Source organism: Curtobacterium sp. MCBA15_001 (genome assembly GCF_001864835.1).
GTDB lineage: Bacteria > Actinomycetota > Actinomycetes > Actinomycetales > Microbacteriaceae > Curtobacterium.
Window position 1 is genome coordinate 89111 of record NZ_MJGI01000009.1, and the last position, 16261, is coordinate 105371.

Here is a 16261-nt window from a genome sequence, read left to right on the forward strand (position 1 = left end):
GGAGAGCGGAGGCGCGATGACGCGCGTAGTGGTGACCGGTGGCAGTGGCAAGCTCGGACGTGCCGTGGTGCGCGACCTCGACGAACACGGGTACGACGTGGTCCTGCTCGACCGCGTGCCGTCCCCCGACAAGCCGGAGCGGGTGCAGTTCGTCCGCATCGACCTGACCGACTACGGGCAGGTGCTGAACGCCCTGCTCGGCATCGACGACCGGTACGACTCCGTCGACGCCGTGGTGCACCTCGCCGCGGTGCCGGCGCCGGGTCAGGTGCCCGACGTCGCACTCATCACGAACAACGTGACCGCATCGATCAACGTCTTCCACGCGGCCCGGGCGGCGAAGATCACGAACGTGGTCTGGGCGTCGAGCGAGACCCTGCTCGGCATCCCGATGGGCGAGCACCACCCGCCCTACCTGCCCGTCGACGAGGACTTCCCCGTCCGCCCCCAGTCCTCGTACTCCCTCGGCAAGGCCGTGGAGGAGGAGATGGCCCGACACTTCACCCGCTGGGACCCTACGCTCAAGATGATCGGGCTGCGGTTCTCGAACGTCATGGACGAGACCGACTACCCGTCGTACCCGTGGGACGCCACCCCCGAGGCGAAGACGTTCAACCTGTGGTCGTACATCGACAGCCGCGACGGCGCCCAGGCGGTCCGCAAGGCCCTCGAGAGCGAGCTGACCGGCTTCGAGGCCTTCGTCATCGCCAGCCCGGACACCGTCATGGACACCCCGACGATCGAGCTCGTCGAGCGCTTCGTGCCGGACATCGAGCGCCGGTCGGACATCGACGGCGTCAGCTCCCTGCTGTCGAGCGAGAAGGCCCGCGAGCTGCTCGGCTACGACCCGCAGCACTCCTGGCGCGACCACCGCTCCTGAGCAACAGCAACCCCACCCGCCCGAGCAACGCCCTGCCCGTCTGAACGTCCCCGGCGTCAGGCGGGCAGGAGCAGGCCATCGAGCACCAGGTCACGGGCGGCGGGCAGCAGGTCCGCCGCCAGTGCCTGCTCGTCGACCCCGGTGATCTGCGCCAGCGCACCGACGATCGCCGCCACCGACAGGTCACCGTCGCAGGCGCCGACGAACGCGGCGAGCGCCGTGTCCGCGTCGACCCGTCGCCCGAGTCCGCCGCCCTGCACGAGCGTCATCACGGTCGGGTCGTCGTTGCCCGGCCAGTAGTACCGCTCCTCGGTCACGTCGCCGGCGACCCGCAGGTGCGCCGCGGCGAGCGCGGTGTCGTCGTGCTCGGCGAGCCAGCTCGCGGCGTCGAGGACGCGGGCCACCGTGGCTCCGAGCCCCGCGGGGTTGGAGCCGAGCGTCTCGGGGACACGCTCGAACCGTCGGAGCCGAGCCGCGCCTCCTGGCTGGGGCCGGCGGACCACGACGTAGCCGAAGCCGACCCCGGTGACCTTCCGCGTGGCGAAGTCGTCGAGCCAGGCGGCCATCAGGTGGTCGGACTCGGGCGTGCCGGGCTTGGTGCCGCCGTCGCGGATCCAGGTCTCGGCGTACGAGGCCGGGTCCTGTCGTTCGCGTTCGATCACCCAGGCGTCCAGGTCGGTGTGCTCGAACCAGGCGCGCACCCGGTCGAGTCCGTCGACGCCCCAGTGGTACTCCCAGTTGCCGAGGAGCTGCGCGGTCCCGCCGGGTTCCAGGTGGTCGGCCAGCCCGGTCAGCACCGTCTCGACCAGGACGTCGCCGACCATGCCGCCGTCGCGGTACTCGTAGGACGGCACACCCTCGGCGCGGGGTGTGATGACGAACGGCGGGTTCGAGACGATCCGGTCGAACCGCTCCCCCGCGACGGGCTCGAACAGCGAACCGAGCCGGAACTCGATGCCGTCGAGACCGTTGAGCTGCGCGTTGAAGCGGGCGATGGCGAGGGCCCGGCGCGAGATGTCGGTGGCGACCACCTGATCCGCGAAGCGTCGGGCGTGCATGGCCTGGACGCCACAGCCGGTGCCGAGGTCGAGCACGCGGCGGACCGGCACGGGCACCTGCAGGCCGCTCAGCGTGGTCGTGGCGCCGCCGATGCCGAGCACGTGCTCCTCGTCGAGGGCGGCGCCGAGGGCCAGCTCCCCCAGGTCCGAGACGATCCACCAGCTGCCGGCACCCGCGTCGTCGACGAACCCGTACGGACGCAGGTCCACCGTCGGCGCGACCTGACCCGCGGCCGTCCGGACCAGTCCCGCGCGTTCGAGGGCGCCGACACCGGTCCGTGCGAACGCCTGGTCGGCATCGGACTCGGCGACGGGCAGGCCCAGGACGAACAGCGTGGCGAGGGTCCCCAGCGGCGAGGGTCCGCGCGCGTCGAGTGCTCGGAGTGCGGCGACGCGGGATCCCCGGTGCAGGGACGCCGCGGCCTCGGTACCCCAGAGCGCGTCGACCCCCTCGACGGTGAAGCCCGCGGCGGTCAGGTCGGCGCGCAGGGCATCGGTCACGGCGACGTCGGCGTGCACGTCGGGCAGCGTGTGGGCGCCGTCGGTCGTGCGGTCGGTCGTGCGCCTGTGGTCGGTCATGCGCCTGCGGTCGTTCATCCGCCTGCGGTCGGTCATGCGCCCAGGTCCTCGCGCATCAGCGTCGCGGGCACCTGCCAGTCGACGACCAGGTCGAGCAGCCCCGGGAACCGCTGCTGCACGTCATCGACCCGGACGCGGCTGACGCGGGTCAGACCCTCGAGGTGCTGTTCGAGCAGGCCGGCCTCGCGCAGCACACGGAAGTGGTGCGTCAGCGTGGACTTCGGCCGGTCGACGCCGACCCAGCCGCACGAGCGCTCGCCCCCGGCGGCGTCGACCAGGTAGCGGTGCAGGATCGCCAGGCGGATCGGGTCGGACAGGGCGTCCATCACGACGGGCAGGTCCATCTCGGCGACCGTCGGCTGCGGCAGGCGCTCGGGCGCCGCCAGCTCCACTCGTTCGGGCATGGACGGGACGCTACCACCGTTCACCTCGCTGTACGACTTGCGTCGTACAGCCGCGGTACTGTACGACTGGTCTCGTACAACAACGCTCGGAAGGTGCGCTCATGCAGTCAGCCCGCTCGGTCGCCGGGTTCTGGATCATCGCGGCGATGCTGTTCGTGGCACTCGCCTCATCAGCGGTGCCCTCGCCGATCTACCCCGTGTACGCCGCGGAGTGGCACCTGACGCCGCTCATGCTCACCGGGGTCTTCGCCATCTACGTCGCCGGGCTGCTCGTCAGTCTGCTCGTCGCCGGCCGCCTGTCGGACCACGTCGGACGCAAGCCCGTGCTCGTCGTCGGCGGGCTCGCCCTCACCCTGTCGCTGGGGTTGTTCGCCGTGGCGGACGGGCTCGGCGCGCTCATCCTCGACCGCATCGTGCAGGGCGTCTCCGTCGGACTGCTCATCGGTGCGCTCGGAGCCGCCCTCATCGACAACTCCCTCGAACGGCACCCGAGCCTGGCGGGCGTGCTGAACGGCGCCGTCCCGCCGTTCGCCCTCGCCGCGGGCGCGATGTCGAGCGGCGCCCTGGTGGAGTGGGGTCCAGCGCCTGAGCAGTTCGTCTACCTGCTGTTCGGCGCCCTGCTGCTGCTCATGGTGCTCGCGCTGTTCGTCGTCCCCGAGCAGGTCCAGCGTCGCCCGGGCGCCCTCCGCTCCCTCCGCCCGACGATCTCGGTGCCGCGGTCCTCGCGCGCGCTGTTCCGCGGCGTCACCGGATCGCTCATCGCCAGCTGGGCGCTCGGCGGCCTCTTCCTGTCGCTCGTCCCCTCGGCGCTCGGGCAGGTGTTCGGCATCGAGAACCACTTCGCCGCCGGTGCGCTCATCGCCGTCGTGACGGGGGCCGGAGCGCTGACCGGCCTGGCGATCCAGCGCATGGACGCGCGGAGCGCCCTGCTGATCGGCCTCGTCGCGCTGGTCCTCGGTCCGATCGTCACCGTGGCCTTCGTCTTCGCCCACTCGCTGCCCGGGCTCGTGGTCGGCAGCGCCATCGCCGGCGTCGGCTTCGGCGCCGGGTTCCAGGCCCCGCTCCGGATGCTGCTCACCACGGCGGCACCGACGCACCGTGCGGGGCTGCTCTCGACGATCTACGTCGTCAGCTACCTGGCGTTCGGCATCCCGGCGGTGGTCGGCGGGCTGCTCGAGCCGGCGGTCGGCCTGGTGCCGGTGCTCGCCGGGTACGGGGCGTTCATCGTGCTCGCCGCGGCGGTCGCCCTCGTGCTGCAGCTCGCGTCGCGCTCGGCCGCGCAGGTCGAGGAGCAGGCGTGCGAGGCGCTCGAGCGCACCGCCACGGGCTCGATCCGCACGGCGGAGTAGCCCGGGCGCCCCTAGTGCGTCGGCCGCGGCGGACGCCGCATGCTGCGGTGCGCCTCGGCGTGCGCGGAGTCGACGTCGGCCTTGCCCCGGTCCGCAGCGCGACGCAGCCACTGCGGCCCGTGCGTCTTCGCCCAGTCCCAGAAGCGGTGCAGCTGCGCCCGGAGCCACGTGATGATCCGGTGGAAGAAGTGGAACTCGCTCGCCAGGATCGTGAGGCCGATGAACACGACCAGCCATCCGGGCCCGGGCAGCGGCACCAGGATCAGCCCGATGACCACGACGAGCCCGCCGACGATGCCGATCAGCACCTTCCAGAACAGGTGCACGTGCGGCCGGGCGTGGATCCAGGCGCGCATGTCGTGGAACCACTGGAAACGGTGGGGTCGCGCTGCACTCGCCGTGCGGTCGTCCGGGTCGCCGTCCATCCCCGAACGGTAGGACCCGCGGCTGGGAATCCGCGGCGCAGCGGGTGCCGATCAGCCGGGTGCGGCGGTGCCGTCAGTGCGACGGACGGGAGGCACGTCATGCGTGCGCGACGCACGTCGCGGCCCACGGGACGGCGGCGAGTCGGGCCTCCTGGATGGGTTCACCGCCGACCACGCACGTCCCGTAGACACCCGCGTCGAGCCGCGCGAGCGCGGCGTCGACCTGCTCGACGCGCCGACGCGCGTCATCCCGCACCGCGCCGAGCGACCCGCGCTCCCAGGCCAGCGTCGCCCCCTCGGGGTCGTGCTCGTCGTCCGTGTTCGCGCCGTCGCGGGCGTCACTGACGTCGCGCATGCTCCGCTCGACGTCGGCGAGCAGCTTGACCGAGCGGCCGCGCTCCGTCAGCAGGGCCTCGCGAGGGTCGTCCATGCCGACGACGCTAGTCCTGCGGAATGGACTCCATCGCGGATGCGTTCGCATCGACATGACGAAGATCGGGTTCCTGTCGTTCGGACACTGGCGCGACGTGCCGGGGTCCCGGGTCCGCAGCGGGCGTGAGGCCCTGGTGCAGGGCATCGACCTCGCGGTCGCAGCCGAGGAGGCCGGCGTCGACGGGGCGTACTTCCGCGTGCACCACTTCGCGCAGCAGCAGGCCGCCCCCTTCCCGCTGCTGTCCGCGATCGCCGCGAAGACCAGCCGCATCGAGATCGGCACCGGCGTGATCGACATGCGGTACGAGAACCCGCTCTACATGGCCGAGGAAGCGGCGGCCACCGACCTGATCTCCGGCGGCCGGCTCCAGCTCGGGGTGAGCCGGGGGTCACCCGAGACCGCCCTGGCCGGGTACCAGTCCTTCGGGTACGTGCCCGAGGCCTCCGACCCGAACGGCGCCGACCTGGCCCGCGCGCACACCACCGTTCTCCGCCGCGCGATCGCCGGCGAGCCGATGGCCAACGCGAACCCCCAGATGACCGGCTCCGAGGGATCGCTGCCGATCCTCCCGCTGTCGGACACGCTCCAGGACCGGATCTGGTGGGGCGCCGGCACGCGGGCGACCGCCGAGTGGACGGCCGAACAGGGGATGAACCTGATGTCGTCGACCCTGCTGACCGAGGACACCGGCGTGCCCTTCGAGCAGCTGCAGGCCGAGCAGATCGAGCGCTTCCGCCGGGTCTGGGCGGAGTCGGGCTGGGAGCGCACCCCGCGGGTCTCCGTCTCGCGCAGCATCATCCCGATCGTCGACGACGAGTCACGCCACTACTTCGGCGTGCGGGCCCAGGTCGAGGGATCGGACCAGGTCGGGTACCTCGACGGTGGACTCGCGCGCTTCGGCCGCTCCTACATCGGGTCGCCCGAGGACCTCGTCGTGGAGCTGGCTGCCGACGCGGCGGTCCGCGCTGCCGACACGGTCCTCGTGACCGTGCCGAACCAGCTCGGCGTCGACTTCAACGCCCGGCTGCTGGCGGCGGTCGCGGACGTCATGCGCGAGGTGGACGCAGCGCCAGTCCCGGCCTGACGTCCCCCTTCCTGCCGACACCCGGGTTGGGACTGGGAGGGCGGAGCGGCGGACCGTAGCGTCGAGAGGCACCATCCACTCGTCCTCAGGAGCTCCTCGTGACACTGCCGGCCGCTGGCTGGTTCCCGGACCCCCGGGACGCCGGTCGTCTCCGTTGGTGGGACGGGCACGCCTGGGGTGAGGGCACGCGGCCGCTGCCGGCCCGAGGACCAGCGGCGATGGTGCCGGTGACGGTGACCCCGACCGGGCCGTCCTTCTCGGTGACGCCCCCGCCCGTCGAGCACCGGACCTGGGCCTATGGCGCTGCGACCTCGCGGCGACTCTGCGCGTTCGCGGCGTCCGCGGCGGTCCTGGCGATCGCGTCCGTGGCGCTCAACCCATGGGGTGCGTTCAGTGTGCTCGCGGTCCTGGCCGGCCTCGTCGGTGTCGTCCGCCCGGGTGCGACGGACCGATGGCGGTTGCTGGCGCGGAGCGTGGCGGTGTCCGCGATCGTGGTCGCCCTCGCCACGGGCCTGGTCGCGCTGAGCACCCACGCACCCGTGTCCTGACGCAGCACCGGGCCGGCCCGGGCCCGCGCCAGCCCTACCGCCGCGCCCGCGGATGCGCCGTCTGGTACACGTCGCGCAGCAGGTCCGCGGTCACCATCGTGTAGATCTGCGTCGTCGCGACACTCGCGTGCCCGAGCAGTTCCTGAACCACCCGGACGTCCGCACCACCCTCGAGCAGGTGCGTCGCGAACGAGTGCCGGAACGTGTGCGGCGACACGTGCTCCACCAGGTCCGCCCGCTCAGCCGCCGCCTGGATCACGAGCCACGCACTCTGCCGCGAGAGCCGCGCACCCCGCGCCCCGAGGAACAGCGCCGGCGTCGACGGTCCCCGAACGGCGAACACCGGCCGCGCCCGCACGAGGTACGCCTCGACCGCAGCCCGGGCGTAGCTGCCGAGCGGCACGATGCGCTGCTTGTTGCCCTTGCCCGTGACCCGGACCACCGCGATGCCGTCATCCCCGGCGACGTCATCAGCCCCGGACCCGGCCCCAGACCCGGCCCCGGCCCCGGCCCCGGCCCCGGCCCCGGCCAGCGTCGTGACGTCGTCCACGGACAGCCCGACCGCCTCGGAGATACGCGCCCCGGTGGCGTAGAGCAGTTCGAGCAGCGCCCGGTCCCGCAGCGCCACCGGGTCGTCCCCCTCGGTGGCCTGCAACAACCGTTCCATGTCGTGCACCGAGATCGCCTTCGGCAGTCGCATCGGGGCCTTCGGCGGGCGGACGGACGCGCCGGGGTCCATCGGCAACCAGCCCTCACCGGCGGCGAACGTGGCGAAGGACCGTACCGAGCTGAGCATCCGGGCGATCGACCGCGGCGCCAACGGCCCCTCGGGGCGCGTCGCGAGGTGCGTCACGAACCCGGACAGGTCAGCACGCGCCAGCCGCCCGACGTCCTGGAGCACGCTCGCTCCCCCGGCCCGGTCCGCGCCGGACGACTCGACGACGGGCTGCGTCGCGATCCACACCGCGAACGTCGCGAGGTCGCGCCGGTACGCCGCCAGGGTGTGCTGCGACAGCCCCCGCTCGATCGCGACGTGCCGCAGGTAGACGTCGACGGCCCGTTCGAGCGGCACTGCACCCGAGGACAGCGCCGCACCCGCGAGCGGAACGGCACCGGAGGTCACCGGACGAGGCTACTGCTCCGCACCACGCTCGAGCGCGTCCACGGCGAGCGCCGCCACGATGAGCGCCGAGTTGTGCAGCCGACCCGCGAAGATCCCGGCGATGACCTCGGCCCGTGGGACCCACCGGACCTCGATGTCGGCCTCTTCGGCTTCACGCTCGAACGTGGAGCCCGTGGGCCGGACGTCGCGCGCGCGGTAGATCTCGATGAACTCGTTGCTGCCGCCGGACGAGGTGTTGTAGTGCACCAGCGGCTCCCAGGTGTCGGCCTCGACGTCCGCTTCCTCGGCGAGTTCACGCTGCGCAGCGACCAGGTGGTCCTCGCCCGGGTGGTCGAGCAGTCCGGCGGGCAGCTCCCAGTCGCGCAGCTGCACGGGGTGCCGGTACTGCTGGATCACGAGCACGCGGCCCTCGGCGTCCTCGGCCCAGACCGCGACGGCACCGGTGTGGTCGATGTACTCACGGACCATGCCGTCCCCGTACGCCACCTCGTCCCGCCGGACGTCCCACACCGCGCCCTCGTAGACGACCGTGGAGTCGGTCACGTCGAAGGAGGTCGGGTCGTCAGCGATGGGTGCGTCGGTCACGTGACCATCCAACCAGCGACCACCGTCACGTCCCACACCGACCCACAGACGGACGGGAGGCCCGTGGCTGCGCAGCCACGGGCCTCCCGTCTGTCACGTGGTGACGTCGACTACGCGACCTCCACCGACTCCGACGCGGACTCGGTCTCCGGGTCGAACAGCCGCGAGGACTCGTTGCGCTCGATCGCTGCCCCGACCAGACCCGCGAACAGCGGATGCGCGTGGTTCGGCCGCGAGCGCAGCTCGGGGTGCGCCTGCGTGCCGATGTAGAACGGGTGCTCGCTCCGGTCCAGCTCGACGTACTCCACCAGCGTGCCGTCGGGCGAGGTGCCCGAGAACCGCAGGCCCGCGTCCGCGATCTGCTGGCGGTACGTGTTGTTGACCTCGTAGCGGTGGCGGTGCCGCTCGGACGCCTCGGGTGCCCCGTAGAGATCGGCGGCCAGCGAGCCCTCCGTGAAGTGCGCGGGGTAGAGGCCAAGGCGCATCGTGCCACCCAGGTCGCCGCCGGCGATGATGTCCACCTGCTCGGCCATCGTCGCCACGACCGGGGTCGGCGTCTCCGGGTCGAACTCGGAGCTCGACGCGTCGACCAGGCCGGCCTCGTGACGGGCGTACTCGATGACCATGCACTGCAGGCCGAGGCACAGGCCGAGCGTGGGGATGTGGTTCTCGCGCGCGAACTTCAGCGCACCGAGCTTGCCCTCGATGCCACGCACGCCGAACCCACCCGGGACGCAGATGCCGTCGACGTCGCCGAGCTGCTTCGCGGCCCCCTCGGGCGTGGTGCAGTCGTCGGACACGACCCACTTCAACGTGACCTTGGCGTTGTGGGCGAAGCCGCCTGCGCGCAGCGCCTCGGTGACCGACAGGTAGGCGTCGGGGAGGTCGATGTACTTGCCGACCAGGGCGATCGTGACGTCCTTCTTGGGCTCGTGCACGGCCTGCAGGACCGGGTTCCACGAGGTCCAGTCGACGGGCCCGGCGTCCAGGTGCAGCGCGTCCACGATGACCTGGTCGAGGCCCTGGCTGTTGAGCAGCGTCGGCAGGTCGTAGATCGAGGGGACGTCCACGGCGTTGACGACCGCGTCCTCGTCGACGTCGCACATGAGCGCGATCTTCTTCTTGTTCGAGTCCGAGACCGGGCGGTCGGAGCGGAGCACGAGGGCGTCGGGCTGGATGCCGATCGAGCGCAGCGCGGCGACGGAGTGCTGCGTCGGCTTCGTCTTCTGCTCACCCGAGGCGTTCATGAACGGCACGAGCGACACGTGCACGAAGAACACGTTGTTGCGGCCGAGCTCGTGCCGGACCTGACGTGCCGACTCGATGAACGGCTGCGACTCGATGTCACCGACGGTGCCGCCGACCTCGGTGATGATGACGTCGGGCTGCGGGTCGTTCTCCGCCTGCTCGCGCATCCGGCGCTTGATCTCGTCGGTGATGTGCGGGATGACCTGCACGGTGTCGCCGAGGTACTCGCCGCGACGTTCCTTCGCGATGACCGTCGAGTAGACCTGGCCGGTCGTGACGTTGGCCGACTGCGCCAGGTTGATGTCGAGGAAGCGCTCGTAGTGCCCGATGTCCAGGTCGGTCTCGGCGCCGTCGTCGGTGACGAAGACCTCACCGTGCTGGAACGGGTTCATGGTGCCCGGGTCCACGTTGAGGTACGGGTCGAGCTTCTGCATGACGACCTTGACGCCGCGCGCCGTGAGCAGGTTGCCGAGGCTGGCCGCCGTCAGGCCCTTGCCGAGCGACGAGACGACCCCGCCTGTGACGAAGATCTGCTTCGTCACCTTCGGGGTCGAGGTGTTCTGGTCCGTGTTCGCCTGGGTACCGCTGGAAGTGTCCGCCACGGGATTCCATCGTACGTCAGAACTGCCGGGAGGCGCGACCCGCGTTCGCCGTGCGCGTGTCCGCCCGGCGGGTGGCCGGGCGGGGCAGTGCGCGTCAGGCGGACTGCGCCGCGACCTCCAGCAGCTCGCGAGCGTGTTCCATGCCGCTGGCGCTGTCGCCGAGGCCGGAGAGCAGCCGCGCCATCTCCTGCAGGCGGTCGTCCCCTTCGAGCCGCCGGACGCTCGACGACGTCACCGCACCGCTGGCGTCCTTCACGACGTTCAGGTGGTTCGTCGCGAACGCCGCGACCTGGGCCAGGTGCGTGACGACGATGACCTGGGTGCGCTCGGCGAGCTTCGCCAGGCGACGCCCGATCTCGATCGCCGCAGCGCCGCCGACGCCGGCGTCCACCTCGTCGAACACGAAGGTCGGCACCGTCGTGCTGCCGGCCATGACGACCTCGATCGCGAGCATCACCCGCGAGAGCTCCCCGCCCGATGCGCCCTTGCTGATCGGCCGCGGATCGGTGCCGGAGTGCGGCTGGAGCAGGATCGCCACCTGGTCGCGACCGTGTCGGCGGTACTCGCCGGCGTCGGTGACCTCCACCACGAGGGTCGCACCGGCCATCGCGAGCGTCCGCAGCTCCGCCGTCACGCGCTTGGCGAGGTCGTTCGCCGCCTTCGTGCGCGCCGTGGTCAGGGTCGCCGCCGCCGTATCGAGCGCCGCTTCGTCCGCTTCGACGGCCTGCTCGAGGCGGATGATGCGGTCGTCGTCGCCGTCGAGTTCGAGCAGGCGGTCGCTCGCCCGCTGCCCGAAGGCGATGACGTCGTCGACGGTCTCGCCGTACTTGCGGCTCAGCGCGGAGAGCACCGCGCGGCGTTCGTTGATGAGCTCGAGGTCGTGCCCTGCCTCGGGCTCGAGGGAGCCGAGGTAGCTCGACAGGCTCGCCGAGGCCTCACTGGCCTGGATGCCGAGTTCGGTCAGCTGTTCCAGCACGGGCTGCAGTGCGCTGTCCGCACCCGTGACGCGTTCGATCGCGCGTCGAGCCGCCTCGACCAGGCCGATGACGTCGGTCGCGCCGTCGAGGGACTCCGACGAGATCGCCTCGTGCGCGAGGCCCGCGGACAACCGCAGTTCCTCGAGGTTGCCGAGCCGCTCCGCGCGTTCCGCGAGCTCGTCGTCCTCGCCGGGCTGCGGTGCCGCGGCCTCGATCTCGTCCGAGGCCTCGCGCAACCGAGCGGCTTCGGCCAGGCGGTCGTCGCGGTCCCGGGTGAGGGTCTCGAGTTCGGCCGCGTGCTCCTGCCAGGCGTCGAAGGCACGCACGTAGGCGGCGAGGGCCTGTTCGAGGGCACGGCCGCCGAAGCCGTCGAGCGCCGAACGCTGCGCCGTGGACGAGGTCAGGCGGATCTGGTCGGACTGCCCGTGCACGGTGACCAGTTGGTCCGCCAGCTCGCCGAGCACCGCGACGGGCGCACTGCGCCCGCCGACGGTGGCGCGGCTGCGTCCCTCGGCCGAGACGGTCCGGGTCAGGATGAGCTCGCCGTCCTCGACCGCTCCCCCGGCGTCCTCGACCCGTTCAGTCACCGCGGCGTGGTCCGGGACGTCCCAGCGCCCCTCGACCACAGCGCTCGCAGCACCGCGTCGGACGGATCCGGCGTCGGCACGCGCGCCGAGCAGGAGCCCGAGCGCGGTGACGATCATCGTCTTGCCGGCGCCGGTCTCGCCGGTGACCACGGTGAAGCCCGGCCCGAGCTCCAGCGTCGCGTCGCCGATCACTCCGAGGTCCGAGATCCGGATCTCTTCGATCATGCGTCACCCCGTGTGTGTTCCGCGAGGATCCGGATGCTGCGCAGGTCCCTGGCGATCATGCGTCACCCCGTGTGGGTCGCTCGGCGATCATGCGTCGTCGTCCTCGGCAGGGCCACGCCAGCCAGCGACGGGCAGCTGGAACTTCGCGACCAGGCGGTCGGTGAAGGGGGCGTCCTTGAGCCGGGCCACGCGGACGGGCTCCGGCGAACGTCGCACCACCACGCGAGCCCCGGGCGGCAGGTCGTGGGTCCGTCGGCCGTCGCACCACAGCACGCCGACGCCGCTGGTCCGCCGGAGCACCTCGATCGCCAACACCCGGTCCGGACCGACGACGATCGGCCGCGAGAACAGCGCGTGGGCGCTGAGCGGGACCATGAGGATCGCGTCGACGTCTGGCCAGACGATCGGGCCGCCGCCGGAGAACGAGTAGGCCGTCGACCCGGTCGGGGTCGCCACGACGACGCCGTCGCAGCCGAAGGACGACAGCGGCCGACCGTCGACCTCGGTCACGACCTCGAGCATGCGCTCACGCGAGGCCTTCTCGATCGTGGCCTCGTTGAGGGCCCACGACGAGTAGACCTTCTCGTGTCCGACGACGACGTCGACCTGCAGCGCGACGCGCTCCTCGACGTTGTACTCGCCGGCCAGCGCACGCTGCACGGTCTCGGCCAGGCCGTCGCGCTCGCTCTCCGCCAGGAACCCGACGTGGCCCAGGTTGACGCCGATGAGCGGCGCGTGGGTCCCCCGGGCGAGCTCGGCGGCACGGAGGATCGTGCCGTCGCCGCCCAGCACGATGACGATCTCGAGGTCGTCCGGCTGCACGTCCACCCCGAGGATGTCGACCTTGCCGACGGACGCCTCGGCCCGGCGGATGTCGGCGTACTCGTCGAAGGGCATCACGGGCGTCAGACCGGCGGCCGTCAGCAGGTCGCAGACCTCGACCGCGGCGTCGATGGAGTCGCGTCGGCCCGTGTGCGACACGAGCAGGATGTGCCGTTCGTCGCTCATGGAGCCCCTTCTGCCAGCTCGGTCGCCCGAGTGATCCATTCTGTCGGGTTCGACCCGGCGCCTCGCTGGAGACGCGCGAGGTACTCGTGGTTGCCGTGCGTCCCGATGATCGGTGAGGCAGTCAACCCGGACGTCCCGAGCCCGAGGTCCCAGGCGGCCCAGAGCACGTTCATCAGCGCGTCGTTCCGCAGGTCGGCATCGTGCACGATGCCTTCACGGACGCCCCCACGACCGACCTCGAACTGCGGCTTCACGAGCAGCACGAAGTCGTCCGCCGGCACGGCCTGCGCCAGGGCGGGGAGCACGATCCGCAGGCTGATGAACGACAGGTCACCGACGACGAGCGTGGTGTCGCCAGCCTCGGGGTCGAGCGACAGGTAGTCCTCGGCGGTCAGGTTCCGCGCGTTCACGCCCTCGACCACGGCGACCCGGTCGTCCAGCGCCACGACGGGGTCGAGCTGGCCGTGCCCGACGTCGAGCGCGACGACGCGTCGGGCGCCACGAGCCAGGAGGACCTGGGTGAACCCGCCCGTGCTCGCACCGACGTCGAGCGCCACCCGGCCCGTCGGGTCGATCCCGAACGCGTCGAGCGCACCGACGAGCTTGAGCGCCGCCCGCGAGACCCATTCCTCGCCGACGTCGACCCGGATGTCGGTGTCGGGCAGGACGGGCGTCGAGGCCTTCACGACGGGGACGCCGTCGATGCTGACTCGGCCGTCGAGGATGAGCTTGGCGGCCGTCGTCCGCGACTTGGCCAGGCCGCGCGCGGCGACGGCAGCGTCGAGTCGGACCGGCGTCGGGACCGCTGCCAGCGCCGCAGTGTCCACGGCGCGCAGGTCCTGCCCGGCGCGGTCGACACCGGACGGACGGGACTCAGCCACGCGCGGTGCTGCCGCTCTCGAGCCGCGTCCGCAGCTCGTCGTGCAGGGCGGCGAAGGCATCCGCACGTTCCGGCAGCGGGAGTTCCTCGGCAGCGCGCGCACGACGCGCGACATCGCTGTCGTCGGGCTGCTGCTCGGGGGCGTCTGACACGTCGGACACGCTACTCGCCGCCGTGGAGAGCCGGATCGACATCGAGGCCGTAGATCGCCAGGCCTGAGTCCCAGATCGCAGCGGCACCCGCACGTAGCAGGTCCATGGGGTCGTCACCGGCCTTCTCGACACGCACGACGTGCCGGTGCATGCGGACGGTCGACTCGCCCACGCTGACGTACCTGGTGCCGTCCTCGGCCTCGTGTCGGTGCGTCACCGGGTAGGGCTCGGACAGACCACGCAGGTCACGCAGCACGAAGGTCGGCCGCGAGCGGGCGTCCGCCGCGAGCACCTGCTTCGCCTGGTCGATGCCGGTGAGCACGAGCACGCTCGGGATGCCGACGTCGTTCGCGCCCTTGATGTCCGTGTCCAGCCGGTCGCCGATGAACAGGGGCCGTTCGCCGCCGAAGCGGGCGAGGGCGGCGTCGAAGATGGGTCGTTCGGGCTTGCCGGCCACGACGGGCATCCGACCGACTGCCTGGTGCACCGCGGACACGAGCGTGCCGTTGCCCGGGGCGATGCCGCGCTCGACCGGGATCGACCAGTCCATGTTCGTCGCGACCCACGGGACCTCCGGGTCGGCCAGTGCGAACGACGCCTCGGCGAGCTGCTGCCATCCGAGGTCCGGCGAGAACCCCTGGATCACCGCCGCCGGGGCATCCTCGGCGCTGGCGGTCACCGTGAAGCCCGCCTGCTCGACGATGCTGGTCAGGCCGATGCCCCCGATGACCAGGATCGTCGATCCCGCGGGGACCAGCGTGGCGAGGAGCCGCACGCCGGCCTGCGAGCTCGTCACGACGTCGTCCGGGGTCACTTCCAGCCCGTACCGCTCGAGGTGCTCGGCGACGTCGGACGGACGGCGCGAGGCGTTGTTCGTGATGTAGCCCACGCGCGCCGTCAGCGACGCACGTGTCAGCGACTCGACGGCGTGCGGGATCGCGTTCCGCCCGCGGTAGACGACGCCGTCCAGGTCAGTGAGGACCAGGTCGACGCCGTCCGTCGGCGGCCGAGGGGTGTCAGTCGGCTGCGGAGCCGTCGACGTCGCGGGGGTTGTCGTCGTCGATCTCGCCGAGGTCGTCGTCGGGCTCGTCGAAGTCCTCGTCGGGTTCTCCGAGGGGCGCGAGCTGGTCGGGCTCGCCGGGCTCTGCGGACTCGTCGTCCCCTGCGGGCTCGTCGTGTCCTTCGACTTCTTCCTCGACCACATCCACTGTCTCCCAAGAGTCTTCGTCAGCAGCTTCGGCAAGCGCCTCGGCTGCACGGTCGACGCGCGCCCACCACTCGTCGGCCTCGTCCTGGCGGCCGAGCTCCTCGAGCGTGGCCGCGTAAGCACTGTAGAGCGCCGGCGACCAGCTGTAGGCCGTCGAGGGGTCGAGCTGTGGAATCTCCAGTTCGCCCAGCGCGGCTGTGGGGTTCCCGAGGTCGATGCGCGCGCCGGACATCGCGATCGCGAGTTCGACCTGCACACCGGGCTCGAGCGCTGCGCGGTCCACCGAGCGCCCGAGCTCGAGCGCCCGCTCGGGACGGCCGAGACCGCGCTCGCAGTCGACCATCATCGGCAGCTGGTCGTTGCGCCCGGAGATCCGGCGGTAGGTCCGCAGCTCCCGGAGCGCCATGCTGAAGTCACCGAGACGGTATGCCGTGATGGCCGCGGTCTCCCGCACGACCGCCACACGACCGGCGCGGCGCGCGGCGCTCAGCGCGTGCTGGTTCGCCAGCGCCGGGTCCTCGTCGACGTACATCGCTGCGGTCACCAGGTGGCGTGCAACCCAGTCCGCGTTGTCCTTGCTCAGGGTCTTGAGCTCGGCGCGAGCCTGGGGGTGGAGGTCCCGGGCCTGCACCTCGTCGGGGATCTCCGGGTCGTCGTGACGCGGCCGGATCGACTTCGTGCCGTACGGGTCGCGGTCTTCCCAGTCGTCGCGCGAGGCCTCGCCGAACCGCGAACCAGCCGAACGGGTACCGTCGCCGAACCGCGGTCGGTCGCCGCTGCCTCCGCGAGTGGTGAACTGCCCGCGCTCCGGACGGTCTCCGTCACGACGCGGACGATCGGAGTTGCCGCGGAAGGGGCGGTCGCCCTCACGGCGGGGTCGGTCGGAGTTGTACGACGGACGATCCCC

The 16261-nt window shown here is 71.9% G+C and carries 16 protein-coding genes and 1 pseudogene; 4 read left to right on the top strand and 13 right to left on the bottom strand.

Going from position 1 to position 16261, the window contains the following annotated elements; translation table 11 throughout:
• The first annotated feature begins 16 nt into the window (after positions 1–16).
• The gene (locus BIU90_RS05190) at positions 17–880 is read left to right on the top strand and encodes an NAD(P)-dependent oxidoreductase (RefSeq protein WP_071299173.1); all 864 of its coding nucleotides are present in this window, start codon (positions 17–19) and stop codon (positions 878–880) included.
• Positions 881–936: 56 nt separating this feature from the next.
• On the opposite strand, the gene BIU90_RS05195 is transcribed toward BIU90_RS05190, so the two are convergent.
• Together BIU90_RS05195 and BIU90_RS05200 are read right to left on the bottom strand one after the other, a co-directional pair.
• Positions 937–2517, bottom strand: coding sequence for a class I SAM-dependent methyltransferase (locus BIU90_RS05195; RefSeq protein ID WP_071299174.1), 1581 nt, complete (start codon positions 2515–2517; stop codon positions 937–939).
• A gap of 32 nt (positions 2518–2549) precedes the next feature.
• On the bottom strand, positions 2550–2921 hold the full coding sequence (locus tag BIU90_RS05200; protein WP_071299175.1) for a helix-turn-helix transcriptional regulator: 372 nt from the start codon (positions 2919–2921) through the stop codon (positions 2550–2552).
• Positions 2922–3022: 101 nt separating this feature from the next.
• On the opposite strand from BIU90_RS05200, the gene BIU90_RS05205 reads away from it, so the two are divergent.
• Positions 3023–4270, top strand: coding sequence for an MFS transporter (locus tag BIU90_RS05205; RefSeq protein ID WP_071299176.1), 1248 nt, complete (start codon positions 3023–3025; stop codon positions 4268–4270).
• Between the two features lie 11 nt (positions 4271–4281).
• Here BIU90_RS05205 and BIU90_RS05210 read toward each other — a convergent pair whose 3' ends face one another.
• Together BIU90_RS05210 and BIU90_RS05215 are read right to left on the bottom strand one after the other, a co-directional pair.
• Positions 4282–4695 (bottom strand): TIGR02611 family protein, encoded by a 414-nt coding sequence (locus BIU90_RS05210; protein ID WP_071299177.1) that lies wholly within the window; start codon positions 4693–4695, stop codon positions 4282–4284.
• 97 nt (positions 4696–4792) lie between these two features.
• Positions 4793–5125: a TraR/DksA C4-type zinc finger protein gene (locus BIU90_RS05215; RefSeq protein WP_071299178.1), complete on the bottom strand. Its 333-nt coding sequence runs from the start codon at positions 5123–5125 to the stop codon at positions 4793–4795.
• A 55-nt stretch (positions 5126–5180) separates the two neighbouring features.
• Here BIU90_RS05215 and BIU90_RS05220 point away from each other — a divergent pair, with 55 nt between their 5' ends.
• Together BIU90_RS05220 and BIU90_RS05225 are read left to right on the top strand one after the other, a co-directional pair.
• Positions 5181–6212, top strand: coding sequence for an LLM class flavin-dependent oxidoreductase (locus BIU90_RS05220; RefSeq protein WP_071299179.1), 1032 nt, complete (start codon positions 5181–5183; stop codon positions 6210–6212).
• A gap of 98 nt (positions 6213–6310) precedes the next feature.
• The gene (locus BIU90_RS05225; protein WP_083403717.1) at positions 6311–6760 is read left to right on the top strand and encodes a DUF2510 domain-containing protein; all 450 of its coding nucleotides are present in this window, start codon (positions 6311–6313) and stop codon (positions 6758–6760) included.
• Between the two features lie 34 nt (positions 6761–6794).
• On the opposite strand, the gene BIU90_RS05230 is transcribed toward BIU90_RS05225, so the two are convergent.
• The 9 genes and pseudogenes from BIU90_RS05230 to BIU90_RS05265 form a co-directional block, all read right to left on the bottom strand.
• The gene (locus BIU90_RS05230; RefSeq protein ID WP_071299196.1) at positions 6795–7832 is read right to left on the bottom strand and encodes a site-specific tyrosine recombinase XerD; all 1038 of its coding nucleotides are present in this window, start codon (positions 7830–7832) and stop codon (positions 6795–6797) included.
• A gap of 60 nt (positions 7833–7892) precedes the next feature.
• Positions 7893–8468, bottom strand: a complete 576-nt coding sequence (locus BIU90_RS05235) for an NUDIX hydrolase (RefSeq protein WP_071299181.1) — start codon at positions 8466–8468, stop codon at positions 7893–7895.
• A gap of 110 nt (positions 8469–8578) precedes the next feature.
• A complete protein-coding gene (locus tag BIU90_RS05240) occupies positions 8579–10258 on the bottom strand; it encodes a CTP synthase (protein WP_071299197.1) in 1680 nt (559 codons plus the stop codon).
• 154 nt (positions 10259–10412) lie between these two features.
• Positions 10413–12107, bottom strand: a complete 1695-nt coding sequence (gene recN / locus BIU90_RS05245) for a DNA repair protein RecN (protein WP_071299182.1) — start codon at positions 12105–12107, stop codon at positions 10413–10415.
• Between the two features lie 87 nt (positions 12108–12194).
• Positions 12195–13115: an NAD kinase gene (locus BIU90_RS05250; RefSeq protein WP_071299183.1), complete on the bottom strand. Its 921-nt coding sequence runs from the start codon at positions 13113–13115 to the stop codon at positions 12195–12197.
• On the bottom strand, positions 13112–13927 hold the full coding sequence (locus BIU90_RS05255; protein WP_071299198.1) for a TlyA family RNA methyltransferase: 816 nt from the start codon (positions 13925–13927) through the stop codon (positions 13112–13114). The genes BIU90_RS05250 and BIU90_RS05255 overlap by 4 nt, the downstream gene beginning before the upstream one ends.
• A gap of 61 nt (positions 13928–13988) precedes the next feature.
• Positions 13989–14147: a hypothetical protein gene (locus BIU90_RS18600; RefSeq protein ID WP_175470140.1), complete on the bottom strand. Its 159-nt coding sequence runs from the start codon at positions 14145–14147 to the stop codon at positions 13989–13991.
• A 10-nt stretch (positions 14148–14157) separates the two neighbouring features.
• A complete protein-coding gene (locus BIU90_RS05260; protein ID WP_071299199.1) occupies positions 14158–15132 on the bottom strand; it encodes an HAD-IIA family hydrolase in 975 nt (324 codons plus the stop codon).
• A gap of 31 nt (positions 15133–15163) precedes the next feature.
• A pseudogene (locus BIU90_RS05265) lies at positions 15164–16261 on the bottom strand (hypothetical protein); the annotation flags it as partial.

Coding starts and splice junctions, on each gene's coding strand:
- BIU90_RS05190 (WP_071299173.1), top strand. CDS start 17: ATGACGCGCGTAGTGGTGACCGGTGGCAGTGGCAAGCTCGGACGTGCC.
- BIU90_RS05195 (WP_071299174.1), bottom strand. CDS start 2,517: ATGACCGACCACAGGCGCACGACCGACCGCACGACCGACGGCGCCCAC.
- BIU90_RS05200 (WP_071299175.1), bottom strand. CDS start 2,921: ATGCCCGAACGAGTGGAGCTGGCGGCGCCCGAGCGCCTGCCGCAGCCG.
- BIU90_RS05205 (WP_071299176.1), top strand. CDS start 3,023: ATGCAGTCAGCCCGCTCGGTCGCCGGGTTCTGGATCATCGCGGCGATG.
- BIU90_RS05210 (WP_071299177.1), bottom strand. CDS start 4,695: ATGGACGGCGACCCGGACGACCGCACGGCGAGTGCAGCGCGACCCCAC.
- BIU90_RS05215 (WP_071299178.1), bottom strand. CDS start 5,125: ATGGACGACCCTCGCGAGGCCCTGCTGACGGAGCGCGGCCGCTCGGTC.
- BIU90_RS05220 (WP_071299179.1), top strand. CDS start 5,181: ATGACGAAGATCGGGTTCCTGTCGTTCGGACACTGGCGCGACGTGCCG.
- recN (WP_071299182.1), bottom strand. CDS start 12,107: ATGATCGAAGAGATCCGGATCTCGGACCTCGGAGTGATCGGCGACGCG.
- BIU90_RS05250 (WP_071299183.1), bottom strand. CDS start 13,115: ATGAGCGACGAACGGCACATCCTGCTCGTGTCGCACACGGGCCGACGC.